General features: G+C 71.3%; 12 protein-coding genes. 6 read left to right on the top strand and 6 right to left on the bottom strand.

Annotation, left to right across the window (positions count from 1 at the left end; translation table 11 throughout):
• Window positions 1–7: 7 nt before the first annotated feature.
• Window positions 8–472 (bottom strand): YbaK/EbsC family protein, encoded by a 465-nt coding sequence (locus tag AC5PYY_RS02570; RefSeq protein ID WP_493898245.1) that lies wholly within the window; start codon window positions 470–472, stop codon window positions 8–10.
• A gap of 126 nt (window positions 473–598) precedes the next feature.
• Between AC5PYY_RS02570 and AC5PYY_RS02565 the strand changes: the two genes are divergently transcribed.
• The gene (locus AC5PYY_RS02565) at window positions 599–1510 is read left to right on the top strand and encodes a methylenetetrahydrofolate reductase (protein ID WP_493898244.1); all 912 of its coding nucleotides are present in this window, start codon (window positions 599–601) and stop codon (window positions 1508–1510) included.
• 10 nt (window positions 1511–1520) lie between these two features.
• On the top strand, window positions 1521–2285 hold the full coding sequence (locus AC5PYY_RS02560) for an IclR family transcriptional regulator (protein WP_493898243.1): 765 nt from the start codon (window positions 1521–1523) through the stop codon (window positions 2283–2285).
• A gap of 1 nt (window position 2286) precedes the next feature.
• Here the strand turns inward: AC5PYY_RS02560 and AC5PYY_RS02555 are convergent, their stop codons facing one another.
• A complete protein-coding gene (locus AC5PYY_RS02555; RefSeq protein WP_493898242.1) occupies window positions 2287–3654 on the bottom strand; it encodes a glycine cleavage T C-terminal barrel domain-containing protein in 1368 nt (455 codons plus the stop codon).
• 294 nt (window positions 3655–3948) lie between these two features.
• On the opposite strand from AC5PYY_RS02555, the gene AC5PYY_RS02550 reads away from it, so the two are divergent.
• The 4 genes from AC5PYY_RS02550 (at window position 3949) to AC5PYY_RS02535 (ending at window position 9242) form a co-directional block, all read left to right on the top strand.
• The gene (locus tag AC5PYY_RS02550) at window positions 3949–4725 is read left to right on the top strand and encodes an IclR family transcriptional regulator (protein WP_493898241.1); all 777 of its coding nucleotides are present in this window, start codon (window positions 3949–3951) and stop codon (window positions 4723–4725) included.
• Window positions 4726–4888: 163 nt separating this feature from the next.
• Window positions 4889–7477, top strand: a complete 2589-nt coding sequence (locus tag AC5PYY_RS02545) for a GcvT family protein (RefSeq protein ID WP_493898240.1) — start codon at window positions 4889–4891, stop codon at window positions 7475–7477.
• Window positions 7477–8253: an electron transfer flavoprotein subunit beta/FixA family protein gene (locus tag AC5PYY_RS02540; protein WP_493898239.1), complete on the top strand. Its 777-nt coding sequence runs from the start codon at window positions 7477–7479 to the stop codon at window positions 8251–8253. The genes AC5PYY_RS02545 and AC5PYY_RS02540 overlap by 1 nt, the downstream gene beginning before the upstream one ends.
• Complete coding sequence (locus AC5PYY_RS02535; RefSeq protein ID WP_493898238.1) at window positions 8250–9242, top strand: electron transfer flavoprotein subunit alpha/FixB family protein; 993 nt, start codon at window positions 8250–8252, stop codon at window positions 9240–9242. Before AC5PYY_RS02540 ends, AC5PYY_RS02535 begins: the two co-directional genes overlap by 4 nt.
• 105 nt (window positions 9243–9347) lie before the next feature.
• On the opposite strand, the gene AC5PYY_RS02530 is transcribed toward AC5PYY_RS02535, so the two are convergent.
• From AC5PYY_RS02530 to pdhA, 4 genes are read right to left on the bottom strand one after another with little or no spacing between them, the layout of a single operon-like run.
• Window positions 9348–10280, bottom strand: coding sequence for an aminoglycoside phosphotransferase family protein (locus AC5PYY_RS02530; protein WP_493898237.1), 933 nt, complete (start codon window positions 10278–10280; stop codon window positions 9348–9350).
• A 38-nt stretch (window positions 10281–10318) separates the two neighbouring features.
• Window positions 10319–11872, bottom strand: a complete 1554-nt coding sequence (locus tag AC5PYY_RS02525; protein ID WP_493898236.1) for a dihydrolipoamide acetyltransferase family protein — start codon at window positions 11870–11872, stop codon at window positions 10319–10321.
• Window positions 11869–12909: an alpha-ketoacid dehydrogenase subunit beta gene (locus tag AC5PYY_RS02520; protein ID WP_493898235.1), complete on the bottom strand. Its 1041-nt coding sequence runs from the start codon at window positions 12907–12909 to the stop codon at window positions 11869–11871. The genes AC5PYY_RS02525 and AC5PYY_RS02520 overlap by 4 nt, the downstream gene beginning before the upstream one ends.
• The gene (gene pdhA / locus AC5PYY_RS02515) at window positions 12906–14033 is read right to left on the bottom strand and encodes a pyruvate dehydrogenase (acetyl-transferring) E1 component subunit alpha (RefSeq protein WP_493898234.1); all 1128 of its coding nucleotides are present in this window, start codon (window positions 14031–14033) and stop codon (window positions 12906–12908) included. The genes AC5PYY_RS02520 and pdhA overlap by 4 nt, the downstream gene beginning before the upstream one ends.
• Window positions 14034–14108: the final 75 nt, after the last annotated feature.

Below are 14108 nucleotides of genomic sequence, written 5' to 3'. Positions count from 1 at the left end.
AGGTGCGTCAGCGCACGCGCATGGGCGTGCCACCGGTGAGGTGCAGCAGCTCGTCGTAGGTGAGGGCCATGACGGTGTCGGGCGTGCCGCCCGCGGCCCAGACCTCGCCGAAGCGCGACAGGTCGACGTCGACGACGGTGCGCAGGGCCGCTGGGTGCCCGGTGGGCGCCACGCCGCCGATGGCCTGGCCGGTGGCGTCCCGGACGAAGCCGGCTCCTGCCCGCTCGACCACCTCGGCGCCGAGGGTGCGGGCGATGAGGTCGGTGTCGACCCGCGCGGCGCCGCTGGCCATGACCAGGAGCGGCTCGCCGTCGCAGGAGAAGACGAGGCTGTTGGCGATGGTGGCGACGTCGCACCCGATCTGGGTCGCCGCGAGGGCAGCGGTCCGCGCGTGCTCGTCCAGCCAGACCACCCGCGGAGTGATGCCGGCCGCCGCCACGGCGTCGAGGACGACCTGGTTGCTGCGGTGCATGAGGTGAGTGTGCCGCAGACGGGGCTGCAGGTGCGGAGGGGTGACTCCGACACGGTGCGGGGTCTTGTCAGGCACGGAGGGTGACTCCTACGCTGTGGTGGTGCGTATGACGAAGTGCGTTGCGTTTTGAGCAACAAGTACCCCTCGGCTGCCCTGGAAAGGCTGTTGCGGTGGGCGCGCCTGGAGATCTTGCCGACCGAGTCGGTCGCCGAGCAGGTCCACGAGCATGTCGAGCCGGGCCGCACGGTCACGGTCACCGCCTCCCCGGCCAAGGGGCTGGAGGCGACCCTCAGCCTGGCCGAGCAGCTGGCTGGGCACTACCACACGGTTCCGCACCTGGCGGCGCGGATGGTGGAGCGGGCTGCGCTGCCCGACCTCGTCGCACGGCTGCGGGAGGCAGGGGTCACCGAGGTGTTCGTGCCCGGCGGCGACGCGACGCCGACCGAGTCGACCTTCACGGACGCGCTAGACCTGCTGACCGCGCTGCACGAGCTCGGCGCGCCTTTCGAGGGCGTCGGCATCACCGGCTACCCGGAGTCACACCCCGGCATCGACGACGACGCGCTGGTGCAGTCGATGTGGGACAAGCGGCGATATGCCACCGCGATCGTCTCCAACATGACCTTCGACGACGAGCTCGTCGGGCAATGGCTGGAGCGGGTGCGGCGGCGGGACGTGCAGCTGCCGGTCTACGTCGGCGTGCCCGGCCCCGTCGACCCGACCAAGTTGCTGCGGATGGCGAGCGTCATCGGGGTGGGTGACTCGATGCGCTTCCTGCGCAAGCAGCGCAGTGTCTTCGCGCGGATCGCTCTGCCCGGTTTCAGCACGACCCGCTTCGTGCACCGGATCGCCGCGCTCGCCGCCTCCGAACGCCTCGGGGTCCGGGGGCTGCACCTCTACAGCTTCAACCAGGTCGAGAAGACCGAGACCTGGCGCCGTGAGCAGCTGGCGTCTGTCTCCGAGTGGCGCCCCGCTCCCGCCGGCCTGCACCGACCGCGCGGAGAGCACCGAGGTGAGGGGCGAGTCAGCGGCACGTAGGGTGGCCCGCATGCCCACCGACTCTTCGCCTGCCACGGTGCAGTCGGTCGCTCGTGCGCTGACCATCCTCGAGGTGCTGGCAGAGTCGGGAGAAGCCGACCTGGGCCAGATCGCGGCGGCCCTCGACGTGCACAAGTCGACGGCCAGCCGCCTCCTCGCCACCTTGGCGGCCCACGGCTTGGTCGAACAGCCCGAGCCGGGGCGGGCCGTGCTCGGCGTCGGGATCGTCCGGCTGGGCGGAGCGGCAAGCGCCCGCCTCGACCTGGTTCAGCAGGCGCGCCCCGTCTGTCAGGAGCTCGCGGCGAGGACCAACGAGACCGTCAACGTCGCGGTCCTCCGGGATGCCGAGGTGCTCTACCTCGATCAGGTCATCGGGGCCTCGACCATCACGTCCTACAACTGGGTCGGTCAGCGGGTCCCGTTGCACGCGACCGCGAGCGGGCGAGTGCTGGCAGCGGCACTCAGTGAGTCTGAACGCCGGGCGGCGTGGGGGCGCGCGCAGACGTTCACCGACACCACCGTCACCGACCCACAGTCGCTGGAGGAGCTCGTGCGCCAGGCGAGGGATGAGGGCTACGCGGTGGTGCGCGAAGAACTCGACCTCGGACTCGTCGCGGTCGCCGCACCGGTGCGCAACGCCCACGGTGAGATCGCGGCATCCGTCAGCGTGTCCGGGCCGAGTTTTCGCATGGATGACCACTGGGTCGAGGCCGTCCTGCCACCGCTACGTCAGGCAGCTGCCGAGTCGTCGGCTCGTCTGGGGTGGCACGGCTGACTCAGAAGGAGGCGCCTTCTTCCTTCAGCACCTCGCGGGTGTTCGGGTTCACCGACGGCCGGAACGGCACCTCGACCACGGTGGCGCCCACCGGCTCGCCGGGTGTCTCGGCATACTGGTCAGGGAGCCAGACCCGCAGTTGCGTGCCGGGCGCGCTCGAGCCGACCGGGACGTAGCCCAACGCGATGTTGGTGCCGAGTTCGGGCGAGTACCATGGCGAGGTGAGGTATCCGACCGGGTCGTCGCTGTCGATCAAGCTCACCAGCCAGAAATCGGGCGCATAGTCGGTGATCGGTTGACCACCCAGCCGCAGACCCACCAACATCTGGCTGAAGGGCGGGTTCCCCGCCTCGACCTGGGCACGCTGTGCCTCTAGCGCCGCCTTGCCGATGTAGTCCTCCTCCTTCTGGCGAGGGACCTGGTAGGCGAGGTTCGTCTGCAGGGGAGAGGTCTCGGCGTCCATGTCCTGCCCCCACGACAGGATCCCGGCCTGGACGCGGCGCGGGTGGGCAGGAGCGATGACCCGAAGGTGGTGCGCCTCTCCGGCGGCGAGGATCGCCGCCCACATCTCCTCGGCGTGGAGGGTGGCGTCGTAGAGGTAGATCTCATAGCCCTTCTCGCCGGTGAAGCCGGTCTGCGACACGATGACCGGCAGGCCGGCCACCTGGGCGGCCGCCAAACCGTAGTTGGGGATGTCGGAGGCTGCCGGTCCGATGAGGTCCCGCATGAGCGCCTCTGACTTCGGGCCCTGGATCTGCACGGGGCAGACGTCGATCTCCTGGATCGTGACGTCGTAGCCCTTGCCGACGTTGACTCCCTGCAACCACAGCATGAGGTCGGAGTCGGACAGGCTGAACCAGAACTCATCTTCGCTCAGCCGCAGCAGGACGGGGTCGTTGAGGATGCCCCCCGCCTCGTTGCACAGGATGACGTAGCGGGCGTGCATCGGGCTGATCTTCTTCGCCTGACGCGTGATGACGTAGTTGACGAAAGCCTCGGCGTCGGGGCCCTTGACCTGGATCTGCCGCTCGACAGCGACGTTCCAGAGGGTGACGTCGTTGACCACCGACTCGTGCTCGGTGAGGGCGGCTCCGTCGTCGCGGCTGACGTAGCCGCGCGGGTGGTAGACCCGGTTGTAGACCTCGGCCCGCCACGCCCCGGCCTCGATCGAGAGCTGCCAGTAGGGGGACTTGCGGATCCGGGTCGAGATGAGCAGCTCCACCGGGGTCGGGCCACTCTGCCGAAGGTTGACGGGGACCGTCCGTCCTTGCTGGACGGAGGGGTAGTTGTGGTTGGTCGGGGTCTGGGTGGGGGCAACGTGCCGGGTGCCTGCCAGATCCTGTGGTGCGGTGCTCGAGGTGACGGACAAGGTGTGATCCCTCCTTGCGGAGCGGGGTCGAGACGCGCGGCTCGACCAGACGGCCGCTGTGGTCCAGCGTGCTCGAGACGCTACACCCGGCGTAGCGCTGCATGCAATGGGCCGCGCTATACGCAACGCACGCGGCGGCCAGGTCCGGAGGGCGCCGATGGTGCGCGTCTGTCGTGCCTCGTGCCAGCAGGGGTGGAGGTGCTGGAGCCCAGCTGAGGGGGGGTGTCGAGGACTGCTCTGTCGGGCTGCCCTCATGGCGATGCACCTGCTGCGTCATGCGCGTAGGGTTGCGACATGCGCAACGAGGACGAGCCGCGTCAGGGGGCGGTGCGGTCCGTCGACCGCGCCCTCACGATCCTGGACATCCTGGCGCGGACGGGCGAGGCCGGCGTCGGTGAGATCGCGGCCGAGCTGGGGGTCCACAAGTCCACCGCCAGCCGGCTCGTCGCGGCCCTGGCGGCACACGACCTGGTGGAGCAGCCCGCGGAGCGTGGCCGGGCCCGCCTGGGCGTCGGTGTGCTCCGCCTCGCCGGCGCGACCAGCGCCCGGCTCGACCTGGTGCAGGAGGCGCGCCCGGTGTGTCGGCTGCTCGCGACCCAGACGTCCGAGACGGTCAACCTCGCCGTGCTCGGTGACCGTTCGGCGCTCTACATCGACCAGGTCATCGGACCCTCGACCATCACCTCCTACAACTGGGTCGGCCAGCACATCCCCCTGCACGCGACCTCGAACGGTCGCGTCCTCGTGAGCGAGCTGACGCGCGACGAGCGGCGCTCCACGTGGGGCGAGCTCGCGGCATACACCGACCAGACGGTGACCGACCCCGATCTCCTCGAGCCGCTCGTGAGTCAGGTGCGGGAGCAGGGTTATGCCGTGGTGCGCGACGAGCTCGACGTCGGACTCACCGCCGTGGCGGCCCCGGTGCGTAACGCGCACGGCGAGGTCTGCGCCTCGCTCAGCGTCTCCGGCCCGAGCTTCAGGATGGACGACGACCGGGTGGCGCAGGTGCTCCCTTCCCTGCAGCAGGCCGCCGCCGACGTGTCCGCCCGGCTGGGCTGGCACGCGCGGTGACGACTGGACGCGCGTTCTGCCGGGACTGGCCGCGCGTTCTGCCGGGACTGGACGCCCGGTCTGCGGCCGCTCGCCCCGACCCTTGACACCCGGCATACGACCGGTTGAGACTAGTTGCGTGATGCGCACAGAGTTGCGCGATACGCACCATTGAAGGGCGACCATGAGCACCTCCACCCTCCCCTCCCGCTGCAACGTGCTGGTGATCGGCGCCGGCATCGTCGGCAACTCGCTGGTCCACCACCTCGCCGACCTGGGCTGGACCGACATCGTCCAGATCGACAAAGGGCCGCTGCCCAACCCGGGCGGTTCGACCGGCCACGCCTCCAACTTCATCTTCCCGGTCGACCACAGCCGGGAGATCACTGATCTCACGCTCGACTCGATGCGGCAGTACGAGGAGATGGGGGTGCTCACCACCTCTGGAGGCTTCGAGGTCGCGCGCACCGAGGAGCGGATGGAGGAGCTGCGCCGACGGATGAGCTCGGCGAGGGCCTGGGGGATCGAGGCCAGCCTGGTAAGCCCCGAGGAGGTCGCCGAGAAGGTCCCCTTCCTCGACCCCAGCGTCATCATCGGTGCGTTCTGGACCCCGAGCGTGGGCGTCGTCGACTCCCTGCGCGCCGGGACGATCATGCGCGAGAAGGCGCAGGCCAAGGGCGTGCTCACGACGGTGCCCAATGTCGAGGTCACCGGCATGACGGTCACCGAGGGACGGATCAGCGCGGTCCAGACCGACAAGGGCGACATCGAGGCCCCTGTGGTCGTCATCGCTTGCGGGGTATGGAGTCCGCGCCTGGCCCGAATGGCCGGGGCGCACATCCCGCTCACGCCGGCGGTGCACCAGATGATCTCCGTCGGCCCGTGCGAGCCGTTGGCCGAGCGGCCCGGAGAGATCAGCTTCCCGATCATCCGCGATATGGACACCTTCTGCTACGAGCGGCAGCACGGGTCCGACATGGAGGTCGGCTCCTACGCCCACCGCGCGATCCTGCACGACCCCGACGAGATCCCGTCGATCGCCCAGGCCAAGCTCTCGCCCACGGAGATGCCGTTCACCGAGGACGACTTCGACCCGCAGCTGGAGCAGGCGCTGGAGCTCATGCCCGAGCTGCTCGGCGACGAGCGCGCCGAGATCCGCTACGCCATCAACGGCCTGCTCTCGCTCACGCCGGACGGCAACCCCGTGCTCGGCGAGACTCCCGAGGTCACGGGGCTGTGGTCCTGTGCGGCAGTGTGGATCAAGGAAGGCCCCGGCGTCGGTCGCGCGGTCGCCGAGTGGATGACCCACGGCAACCCCGAGATCGACCTGGGGCACAGCGACATCGCCCGGTTCTACCCACACCAGCGCACCCGCGCCCACATCCGCGCCCGCACCAGCGAGGCCTTCAACAAGACCTACGGCATCGTCCACCCGGGCGAGCAGTGGGAGAGCTCGCGCCCGATCCGTCTCTCGCCCATGCACGAGAGTCAGAAGGCGCTCGGTGCGGTGTTCTACGAGGCAGCAGGGTGGGAGCGCCCGCACTGGTATGCCTCGAACGAGCCGCTGCTGGAGGAGTTCGGCGACGCCGTCATGCCCCGGGAGCACGAGTGGGACTCCCGCTGGTGGAGCCCGATCATCAACGCCGAACACCTGGCCCTGCGGGCCCGCGGCGGGATCGTCGACCTCACTGCCTTCGCGATCTTCGACGTCGTGGGACCTGCTGCGCTGCAGGCGATCCAGGGCATCATCGTCGCGCAGGCGGACGTCGCGATCGGTCGGGTGATCTACACCCCGGTCCTCGACGAAACCGGGGGCTTCCGCTCCGACCTCACCGTGATGCGCCTGGCGCACGACCGCTTCCGCGTCGTCACCGGCGGCGCGCACGGCATGGTCGACGCGAAGTGGTTCGCCGACCACCTGCCCGAGGGTGCGTTACTGGTCGACCTGACCTCGGCATACTCCACGATCGGGGTCTGGGGTCCGCGCGCCGGAGACGTGCTGGGTCAGCTCACCGACGCCGACCTGTCGCCCGAGGGTTTCCGCTTCGGCACCTGCACCCTCATCGAGGTCGGCGACCTGTCGGTGCTCGCCTCGCGCATCTCCTACGTCGGAGAGTTCGGGTGGGAGCTCTACGTGCCCATCGAGACGGCGAAGGCCCTGTGGGACAGGCTGATCGAGGCCGGCCGCGGGCACGGCGTCGTCCCCGTTGGCATCGGGGTCTACACCGCCACCGGCAGGATCGAGAAGGGCTACCGCGCCTACGGCGCGGAGCTCGACTCCGAGCGCACCCTCACCGAGACCGGCATGGAGCGGCCGAAGATCAAGGAGGCCGAGTTCATCGGCAAGGACGCGGTGGTGGCCCAGGCCGGGCAGCCGCCACAGTCCGTGCTCTGCGCGATGACGGTGGACGACCACACCTCCTCCAGCGGCGTCAAGCGCTACATGCTCGGTGGCGAGCCGATCCTGGGCCGCGGCGGCGAGCGCCTGACCGACGGGCACGGGCACCACCCCTACGTCACGTCCGCGGCTTCGGCGCCGAGCCTGGGCAAGCACGTGCTCATGGCCTTCCTGCCGCCGAAGCAGGCGGTCGTCGGCACCGAGCTTGCGGTGTCCTACATGGAGGAGCTCTATCCCGTGACCGTGGCGAGCGTCGACGCGACGCCCCTGCTCGACCCCGACAACCTGCGCGTCAAAGGGCGGTATGCCGAGCTCGAGCAGTCGGGCGACACCACCGCCACCACGGCCGCCGCCGAGCCGCTGGGGGTGGCCTGATGACCGACGTTCTGGTCTGCGTCAAGCGGGTGCCTGACACCAGCGGCGAGGTCGTGCTCACCGCCGACGGGAGCGCGGTCGACGGACGGTATGCGGGTTACACCATGAGCGCGCACGAGGAGGCCGCGGTGGAGCTGGCGGTGCAGATCGCCGGGGAGGGCGACGGCTCGGTCACCGTGCTCACTGTGGGCGACGAGGACAGCGTCGAGCAGCTGCGCGCGGCGCTCGCGGTCGGTGCCACCGAGGCCATCCGCATCGACGCCGCCGCCGACGACTACGGCCCCGCCGACGTCGCCGCCGCCATCGCCGACGTGGTGCGGGCACGGGAGTCGTCGGGCGGCGGCTTCGGGCTGGTGCTGGTCGGCAACGACGCCGCCGACACCGGTGACCACCAGGTCGGGATCCGGCTGGCCCACCTGCTGGACCGGCCCGTCGTGGCTGGTGCTCAAGAGGCTCTGGTCAACGACGCGGGCGACCGACTAGAGGTCCGATCCAGCGTGTCGGGTGACACAGAGGTCTACGACGTGCCGCTGCCTGCGGTCCTCACGGTCTGGGAGGGCGGGGTCGAGCCGCGCTATCCCAACATCAGCGGCCGGATGAAGGCCAAGAAGGCGCAGGTGGAGGTCATCACCCCAGGTGTCGCGCCGCGAGGTGCCGGGCGCCACGGGCTGCGGGTGCTCCCGCCGCTGGAGAGCAACGTCGAGGTGCTCGGCGAGGGAGCGGCCGCCGCGCCGCGGCTCGTCGCGGTGCTGCGGGAGATCGGAGTCGTGCGATGAGCGTGCTGGTGCTGGTGGAGCCCGAGGACCTGGCGGACGGCAGCGCCGGTCTGTCGGTGGTGTCCCAGGAGGTGCTGACCTTCGCCCGGTCGATGCCCGGTGCGGACGGAGACGTGGATGCGCTGCTCGTCGGAGCGGCCGGAGCGCCGGAGGCCGCGGTGCTGGACCACTGCCGTGAGCAGGGCGTGCGCACGCTGTTCACCAGCGGTGACGCCCGGCTGGAGCGGTATGCCGCCCGCGCCTGGTCACGCGTCGCCGACGCCGCCGTCGAGGCGAGCGGTGCGGCATACCTCATCGCGGGTGGGACCCCGCGCGGCAACGAGGTGCTGGCGCACGTGGCGGCGGCGCGCGACCTGCCGATGGCGGCCAACCTGGTCTCGGTCGTGAGCGCCGACCCGCCCGAGGCGGAGCGTCAGGTGGCCGGGGGTGCGGTGCTGGAGCGGGTGTCCCTCGGCGAGCGCGGAGCGCTCGCGATCGCCTCCGTGGCCGGACACGCCGTCGCCCCCGAGCCGGCGACGACTCCGGCGGAGACGCAGGTCGAGCAGGTGGAGGCCGAGATGGGTGACGCCGACCTCGTCGCCCAGGTCGTCCGCGTCGAGGCGCGCGAGGGCGGTGACACCTCGGCGCTGACCGGTGCCCACGTCGTCGTCGGTGCCGGGCGTGGGGTCGGCGGAGCCGAGCAGTTCGACGACGTGGAGGCGGTCGCGTCCCGGCTCGGTGGGGTTGTCGGTGTGTCCCGGGTCGTGACGAGCCTGGGGTGGCGGCCGCACCACGAGCAGGTGGGTCAGACCGGGAGCCGGATCGCGCCGGACCTCTACCTCGCCTGCGGCATCAGCGGGGCCATCCAGCACTGGGCCGGGTGCAGCTCGTCCAAGACGATCATCGCGGTCAACACCGATGCCGAGGCGCCGATGGTGACCAAGGCGCGCTACGCCGTCATCGGCGACATGCACGAGGTGCTGCCCGCGGTGCTGGGGGAGCTCGGCTAGCTCGACGATGTCGACCACGGCTTCTCCCGCCATGGCGCGACAACCGATGGTCGAATTCTGAGGTCACCCGCGACGCTGAGCGACCCCGGGACCCCCGGCGGCGGTTCAGTCCAGGAACAGCGCCGCCGAACGCAGCCAGCGCTCGCCCTCGTCCGCCCAGCCGAGCCGGTGCAGCCACACCCCGGTCGTCACCCGCTCCACGAAGGCCCACGCGCCCACCCGCTCGGCGTCCAGCCCCAGCCGTGCGGCGACGTGCGCCACCTGGTCCTCGTGCCAGCGGCGGGCCGCGCCGAGACCTCCGTTGCGGCCCCGCTGCTCCAGCTCGTCCCTGAGGTCGCGCAGGACGACCCCGGCGTCGTACTCCCGCTCGCACAGGAAACCGTCGGGGTCGATGAAGGCATAGCCGCCGCTCTCCCGGGCCAGGACGTTGAGGCTGTGCGCGTCGCCGTGGACGACGACCCGGTCGGCCAGGGGTGAGGCGACGAGTTCGCCCGCCAGGCGCTCGGCTCGGTCGACGACCCGGGTATGCCGCTCGACCCAGCCCCCGTCCGCGATCTCGGTGGCGACGATCGCGTGCAGGTGGCTGGCCTTCTCGCCGGGCTCCTCGTCCTGCGCCACCGTGAGCGGCAGCGCCCAGGCCTGCTCCAGCAGGCCGACGAGCACCTCGATCTGAGCGAGCCCGTCCGGGGTGGTGCGTGCCAGCGACGGGCCGAGCCGCTCCAGCAGGGCGGCCCCGATGTCGAGGTCGTGGTCCAGGACCCGGCAGTAGCCGCGGCCCTGTGCCGCCTCCATCACCCGCACCTGCTGCTCGAGGTCGGTGCCCGCGTCGTCGAACTTCACCGCCGCTGCCAGATCCCCGTGGCGGACCTCCAGGACGGGGAGCCCGACGCCGTCGACGTGGGCTCGCTCGATCGTCAGGTCCCAGCGCTCGATGGTCCGGCGCAGGACCTCGGGGAAGCGCTCGAGGATCGGGCCGCCCCAGTCCTGGTCGGCCCACGGTCGAGCCCGCGCCAGCTCGACGACCTCGCTGCTCTCCACGAGGGAAGATCGTGCCAGACGCCGAGGAGGGGTTCGGGCTAGAGGTCGGCGAGGAGCGTGCCCGGGTCCTCCACGCAGTCGGCGACGAAGCGCAGGAAGCCGCCCGCGGTGCCGCCGTCGCACACCCGGTGGTCGAAGGTGAACGACAGCTGCGTCACCTTGCGCACCCGGAGCTTGCCCCGGTGCACCCACGGCTTGTCGACGATGCGGCCGACGCCCAGCATCGCGGCCTCGGGGTGGTTGATGATCGGTGTGGACCCGTCCACCCCGAAGACGCCGTAGTTGTTGAGCGTGACGGTGCCGCCGGTCAGCTCGGCCGGGGTGAGCTTGCCGTCGCGTGCTTTCGTGGTGAGCTCACGCAGCGCCGCTGCGAGCTCCGTGGTGGAGAGGGCCTGCGCCCCGTGAACCACTGGCACGACCAGCCCGCGCGGACTCTGCGCGGCGAAACCGAGGTTGATCGCGCCGTGGCGGACGATCTCCTGAGCCTCGGTGTCGACCGAGGAGTTCAGTGCCGGGTATGCCGTCAGCCCGGCCACGGTGATCCGCGCCAGGAGCGGCAGCACGCCGATGCCGGCGTCGGGCCGGGCGGTCTTGAGCCGGTCCTTGGTCTTGAGCAGGCGGGTGGCGTCGACGTCGACCCAGGTCGTCGCGTCGGGGATCTCCCGTCGTGAGGTCGACAGCCGCTCGACCATGAGGCGCTGCACACCCTGGATCGGGACCCGGGTCTCGCCTGCCTCCCGACCGGACGCGCGCTCTGCGCCGCCTTCGTGGTGACCGGCCGCACGGTTTGCCGTGACCGGACGCGCGGTCTGCTGCGTCTGGCCGCGCGAGATGTCGCCTCCGACATCGAGGTATGCCGTGAGGTCCGCCTTGCGGATCACGCCCGTCGGGCCCGGGGTCACCGCGGAGAGGTCGACCCCACGCTCGATCGCCAGCCGCCGGACCAGGGGGGAGATCACGCGCACGGCCATACCGGTCGAGGCGGCGGTCGATCGGGTGGCGGAGCCACCACCGGCGGCACTCGATCGGGAGTCCTGGCCACCATGAGCGACGCTCGGTGGGGTGGTTGAGCCACCATGAGCGACGCTCGGTCGGGAGGTGCGGCGACGTCGGCCACCCGCGCGGGACCGCCGGGCCGGGCCCTCGCCTGCGCCGTAGCCGATGAGGGGACGCTCGGGCTCGTCCTCGGCACCGTCCTGGCCTGGCACCTGGGCGCCTGCGCGCTCCTCGGTGCGGTACTGCTCACCACCGGCCCCAGCAGGCCGTGACGAACCCGCGTCCGGTGCGGATTCCGCGCTCTCGCCGGTCGCCCCCTCGCTGCCGTCGCCGGTCGCCGCGCCGTCGCCGGTGGCCGCGGCCTCGCCGATGGTGATGAGCGCCTCACCCACCGGCAGCACCGACCCGGGCTCCGCGTGCACGGCGGCGACCGTGCCGGCATAGGGGCAGGGGACGGACACCGAGGCCTTGGCGGTCTCCACGACGACGACCTCCTGGTCGACGCCGACCTCGTCGCCGACGGCCACGTGCCACTCGACGATCTCCGCCTCGGTCAGGCCCTCGCCGAGGTCCGGCAGCCGGAAGACCTGCGTCATACCCGCTCCTCCGACGGAGCCGAGACCTGCTGCGCCGCAACGGAATGCGTGAGGTCGGGCTCGTCCTCCCACTGCAGCCGTGCGATGGCGTCGAGGATCCGGTCCACCCCGGGCAGGTGGGTGTGCTCGAGCTTCGGCGGGGGATAGGGGATGTCCAGCCCGCTGACCCGCAGCACCGGCGCGGCGAGGGAGTGGAAGCATCGCTCCTGCACGCGGGCCGCGATCTCGGCGCCCATCCCGGCGAAGCCCTGCGCCTCGGCCAGCACGACAGCCCGTCCGGTCTTGCGCACCGAGGCCTCCACGGTGGCGTCGTCGAAGGGCACGAGCGTGCGCAGGTCGACCACCTCGACGTCCCAGTCCTCCTCTGCCGCAGCGACTTCCGCCGCCTTGAGCGCCCCGGCCACCTGCGGCCCGTAGGTGACCAAGGTGACGTCCGTCCCCTCGCGGCGCACCGCTGCCTGCCCGATCGGCTCGGTCGTGACCGGGAGCTCGACGTCGGCCTTGGCGTAGTACTGCGACTTCGGCTCCATGAAGACCACCGGGTCGTCCGAGGCGATCGCCTCGCGCAGCAGCGAGTAGGCATCCGCCGGCGTCGCGGGCGTGACGACGTGCAGGCCCGGGGTGTGCACGTAGTAGCCCTCGGAGGAGTCGCAGTGGTGCTCCACCCCGCCGATGCCACCGGCATACGGCACCCGGATCACCATGGGCAGGGTGACCCGGCCCGCGGTGCGGTTGCGCATCTTCGCCACGTGCGAGACGACCTGCTCGAAGGCGGGGTAGCCGAAGGCGTCGAACTGCATCTCGATCACCGGCCGGAATCCCTGCAGGCACAGGCCGATCGCGAAGCCGGCGATCCCCGCCTCGGCGAGCGGCGTGTCGACGCAGCGCTCCTCGCCGAAGTCGCGGGTGAGCCCGTCGGTGATCCGGAAGACGCCACCGAGCGCGCCGACGTCCTCGCCGAGGACGAGCACGTCGGGGTCCTCGGTGAGCGCGTCGCGCAGGGCGGCGTTGAGGGCCTTGGCGTAGGTGATGCTCATCGCGCAGACTCCATCTCCTCGTGCGTGACGTGGCTGTCGATCTCGGCCCGCACCATCTCCCGCTGCTCGACCAGCTGCGGCGTGGGCTCGGCATACACGTGGTCGAAGAGGGAGAGCGGCTCGACCTGTGGCTCGGCGTTCATCCGTGTCCGCAGGTCCGCGGCCAGCGCCTCCGCCTCCTCGCGCACCTCGGAGACGCGTGACTGGTCGAGGTGCCCCTGCTCGGTGAGGTATGCCTGGAGCCGGACGATCGGGTCCTGCCCGGTCCACCCGTCGACCTCGTCGGCGGTGCGGTAGCGGGTGGCGTCGTCGGCGTTCGTGTGCGCCTCCATCCGGTAGGTGTGCGCCTCGACCAGCACGGGCCCTCCGCCGGAGCGGGAGTGTGCGTAGGCCGCCCTCATCACGGCGAGGACGGCGGCCGGGTCGTTGCCGTCGACCTGCTCGCTGCGCACGCCGTAGCCGACGCCCTTGTAGGCCAGGGCCGGGGCCTTGGTCTGCTTGGCGAGCGGCACGGAGATGGCGTACTGGTTGTTCTGCACCAGGTAGACCGCCGGGGCCTCGAAGACGGCGGCGAAGTTGAGGCCCTCGTGGAAGTCCCCCTCGCTCGTCGCGCCGTCGCCGATGAGGCAGAGGGCCACCCCGTCGCTGCCGCGTCGGGTCAGGCCGTGGGCGGCACCGGCGGCATGCACCGCCTGGGTGGCCAACGGCGTGCACTGGGGGGCGGTGCGGGTGGCGACCGGGTCGTAGCCGCAGTGCCAGTCGCCGCGCAGCAGGGTGAGCACCTCGACCGGGTCGATGCCGCGGGTGACCAGGGCCATCGAGTCGCGGTAGGTCGGGAAGAGCCAGTCGTCCTGGGCGAGGGCGAGGACGGGCGCGACCTGGCAGGCGTCCTGCCCGCGCGAGCTGGGGTAGACCGCCAGCCGTCCCTGCTTGGTCAGCGCCGTGGCCTGGGCGTCGAAACGCCGCCCGATGACCATGGCCCGCCAGACCGCGAGCAGCTCGTCGGTGCCGGGCATGGTGTAGCCGCGGTCCTGCGCCTGCTGCGATGGCTCGGTGGCCGTGCCATCGGGGTCGAGCAGCCGCACCGGCTCGGGGCAGGGCAGCAGATCGCTGATGTCGCTCATCGTCGAGTCCTCGAGTCCTCACCTAGACGTCTCGACCTCCATGGTCCCGCGTCTCGACACTTTGCTGCTACACGT

The sequence above is a fragment of the Serinicoccus sp. JS2-9 genome, assembly GCF_059025165.1.
This window is presented reverse-complemented; position numbering and strand designations above follow the sequence as displayed.

What these genes read in the sequence shown, in the direction of transcription:
- pdhA (WP_493898234.1), bottom strand. Translation starts at nt 14,033, where the DNA reads ATGAGCGACATCAGCGATCTGCTGCCCTGCCCCGAGCCGGTGCGGCTG.
- AC5PYY_RS02540 (WP_493898239.1), top strand. Translation starts at nt 7,477, where the DNA reads ATGACCGACGTTCTGGTCTGCGTCAAGCGGGTGCCTGACACCAGCGGC.
- AC5PYY_RS02550 (WP_493898241.1), top strand. Translation starts at nt 3,949, where the DNA reads ATGCGCAACGAGGACGAGCCGCGTCAGGGGGCGGTGCGGTCCGTCGAC.
- AC5PYY_RS02520 (WP_493898235.1), bottom strand. Translation starts at nt 12,909, where the DNA reads ATGAGCATCACCTACGCCAAGGCCCTCAACGCCGCCCTGCGCGACGCG.
- AC5PYY_RS02560 (WP_493898243.1), top strand. Translation starts at nt 1,521, where the DNA reads ATGCCCACCGACTCTTCGCCTGCCACGGTGCAGTCGGTCGCTCGTGCG.
- AC5PYY_RS02535 (WP_493898238.1), top strand. Translation starts at nt 8,250, where the DNA reads ATGAGCGTGCTGGTGCTGGTGGAGCCCGAGGACCTGGCGGACGGCAGC.
- AC5PYY_RS02545 (WP_493898240.1), top strand. Translation starts at nt 4,889, where the DNA reads ATGAGCACCTCCACCCTCCCCTCCCGCTGCAACGTGCTGGTGATCGGC.
- AC5PYY_RS02570 (WP_493898245.1), bottom strand. Translation starts at nt 472, where the DNA reads ATGCACCGCAGCAACCAGGTCGTCCTCGACGCCGTGGCGGCGGCCGGC.
- AC5PYY_RS02525 (WP_493898236.1), bottom strand. Translation starts at nt 11,872, where the DNA reads ATGACGCAGGTCTTCCGGCTGCCGGACCTCGGCGAGGGCCTGACCGAG.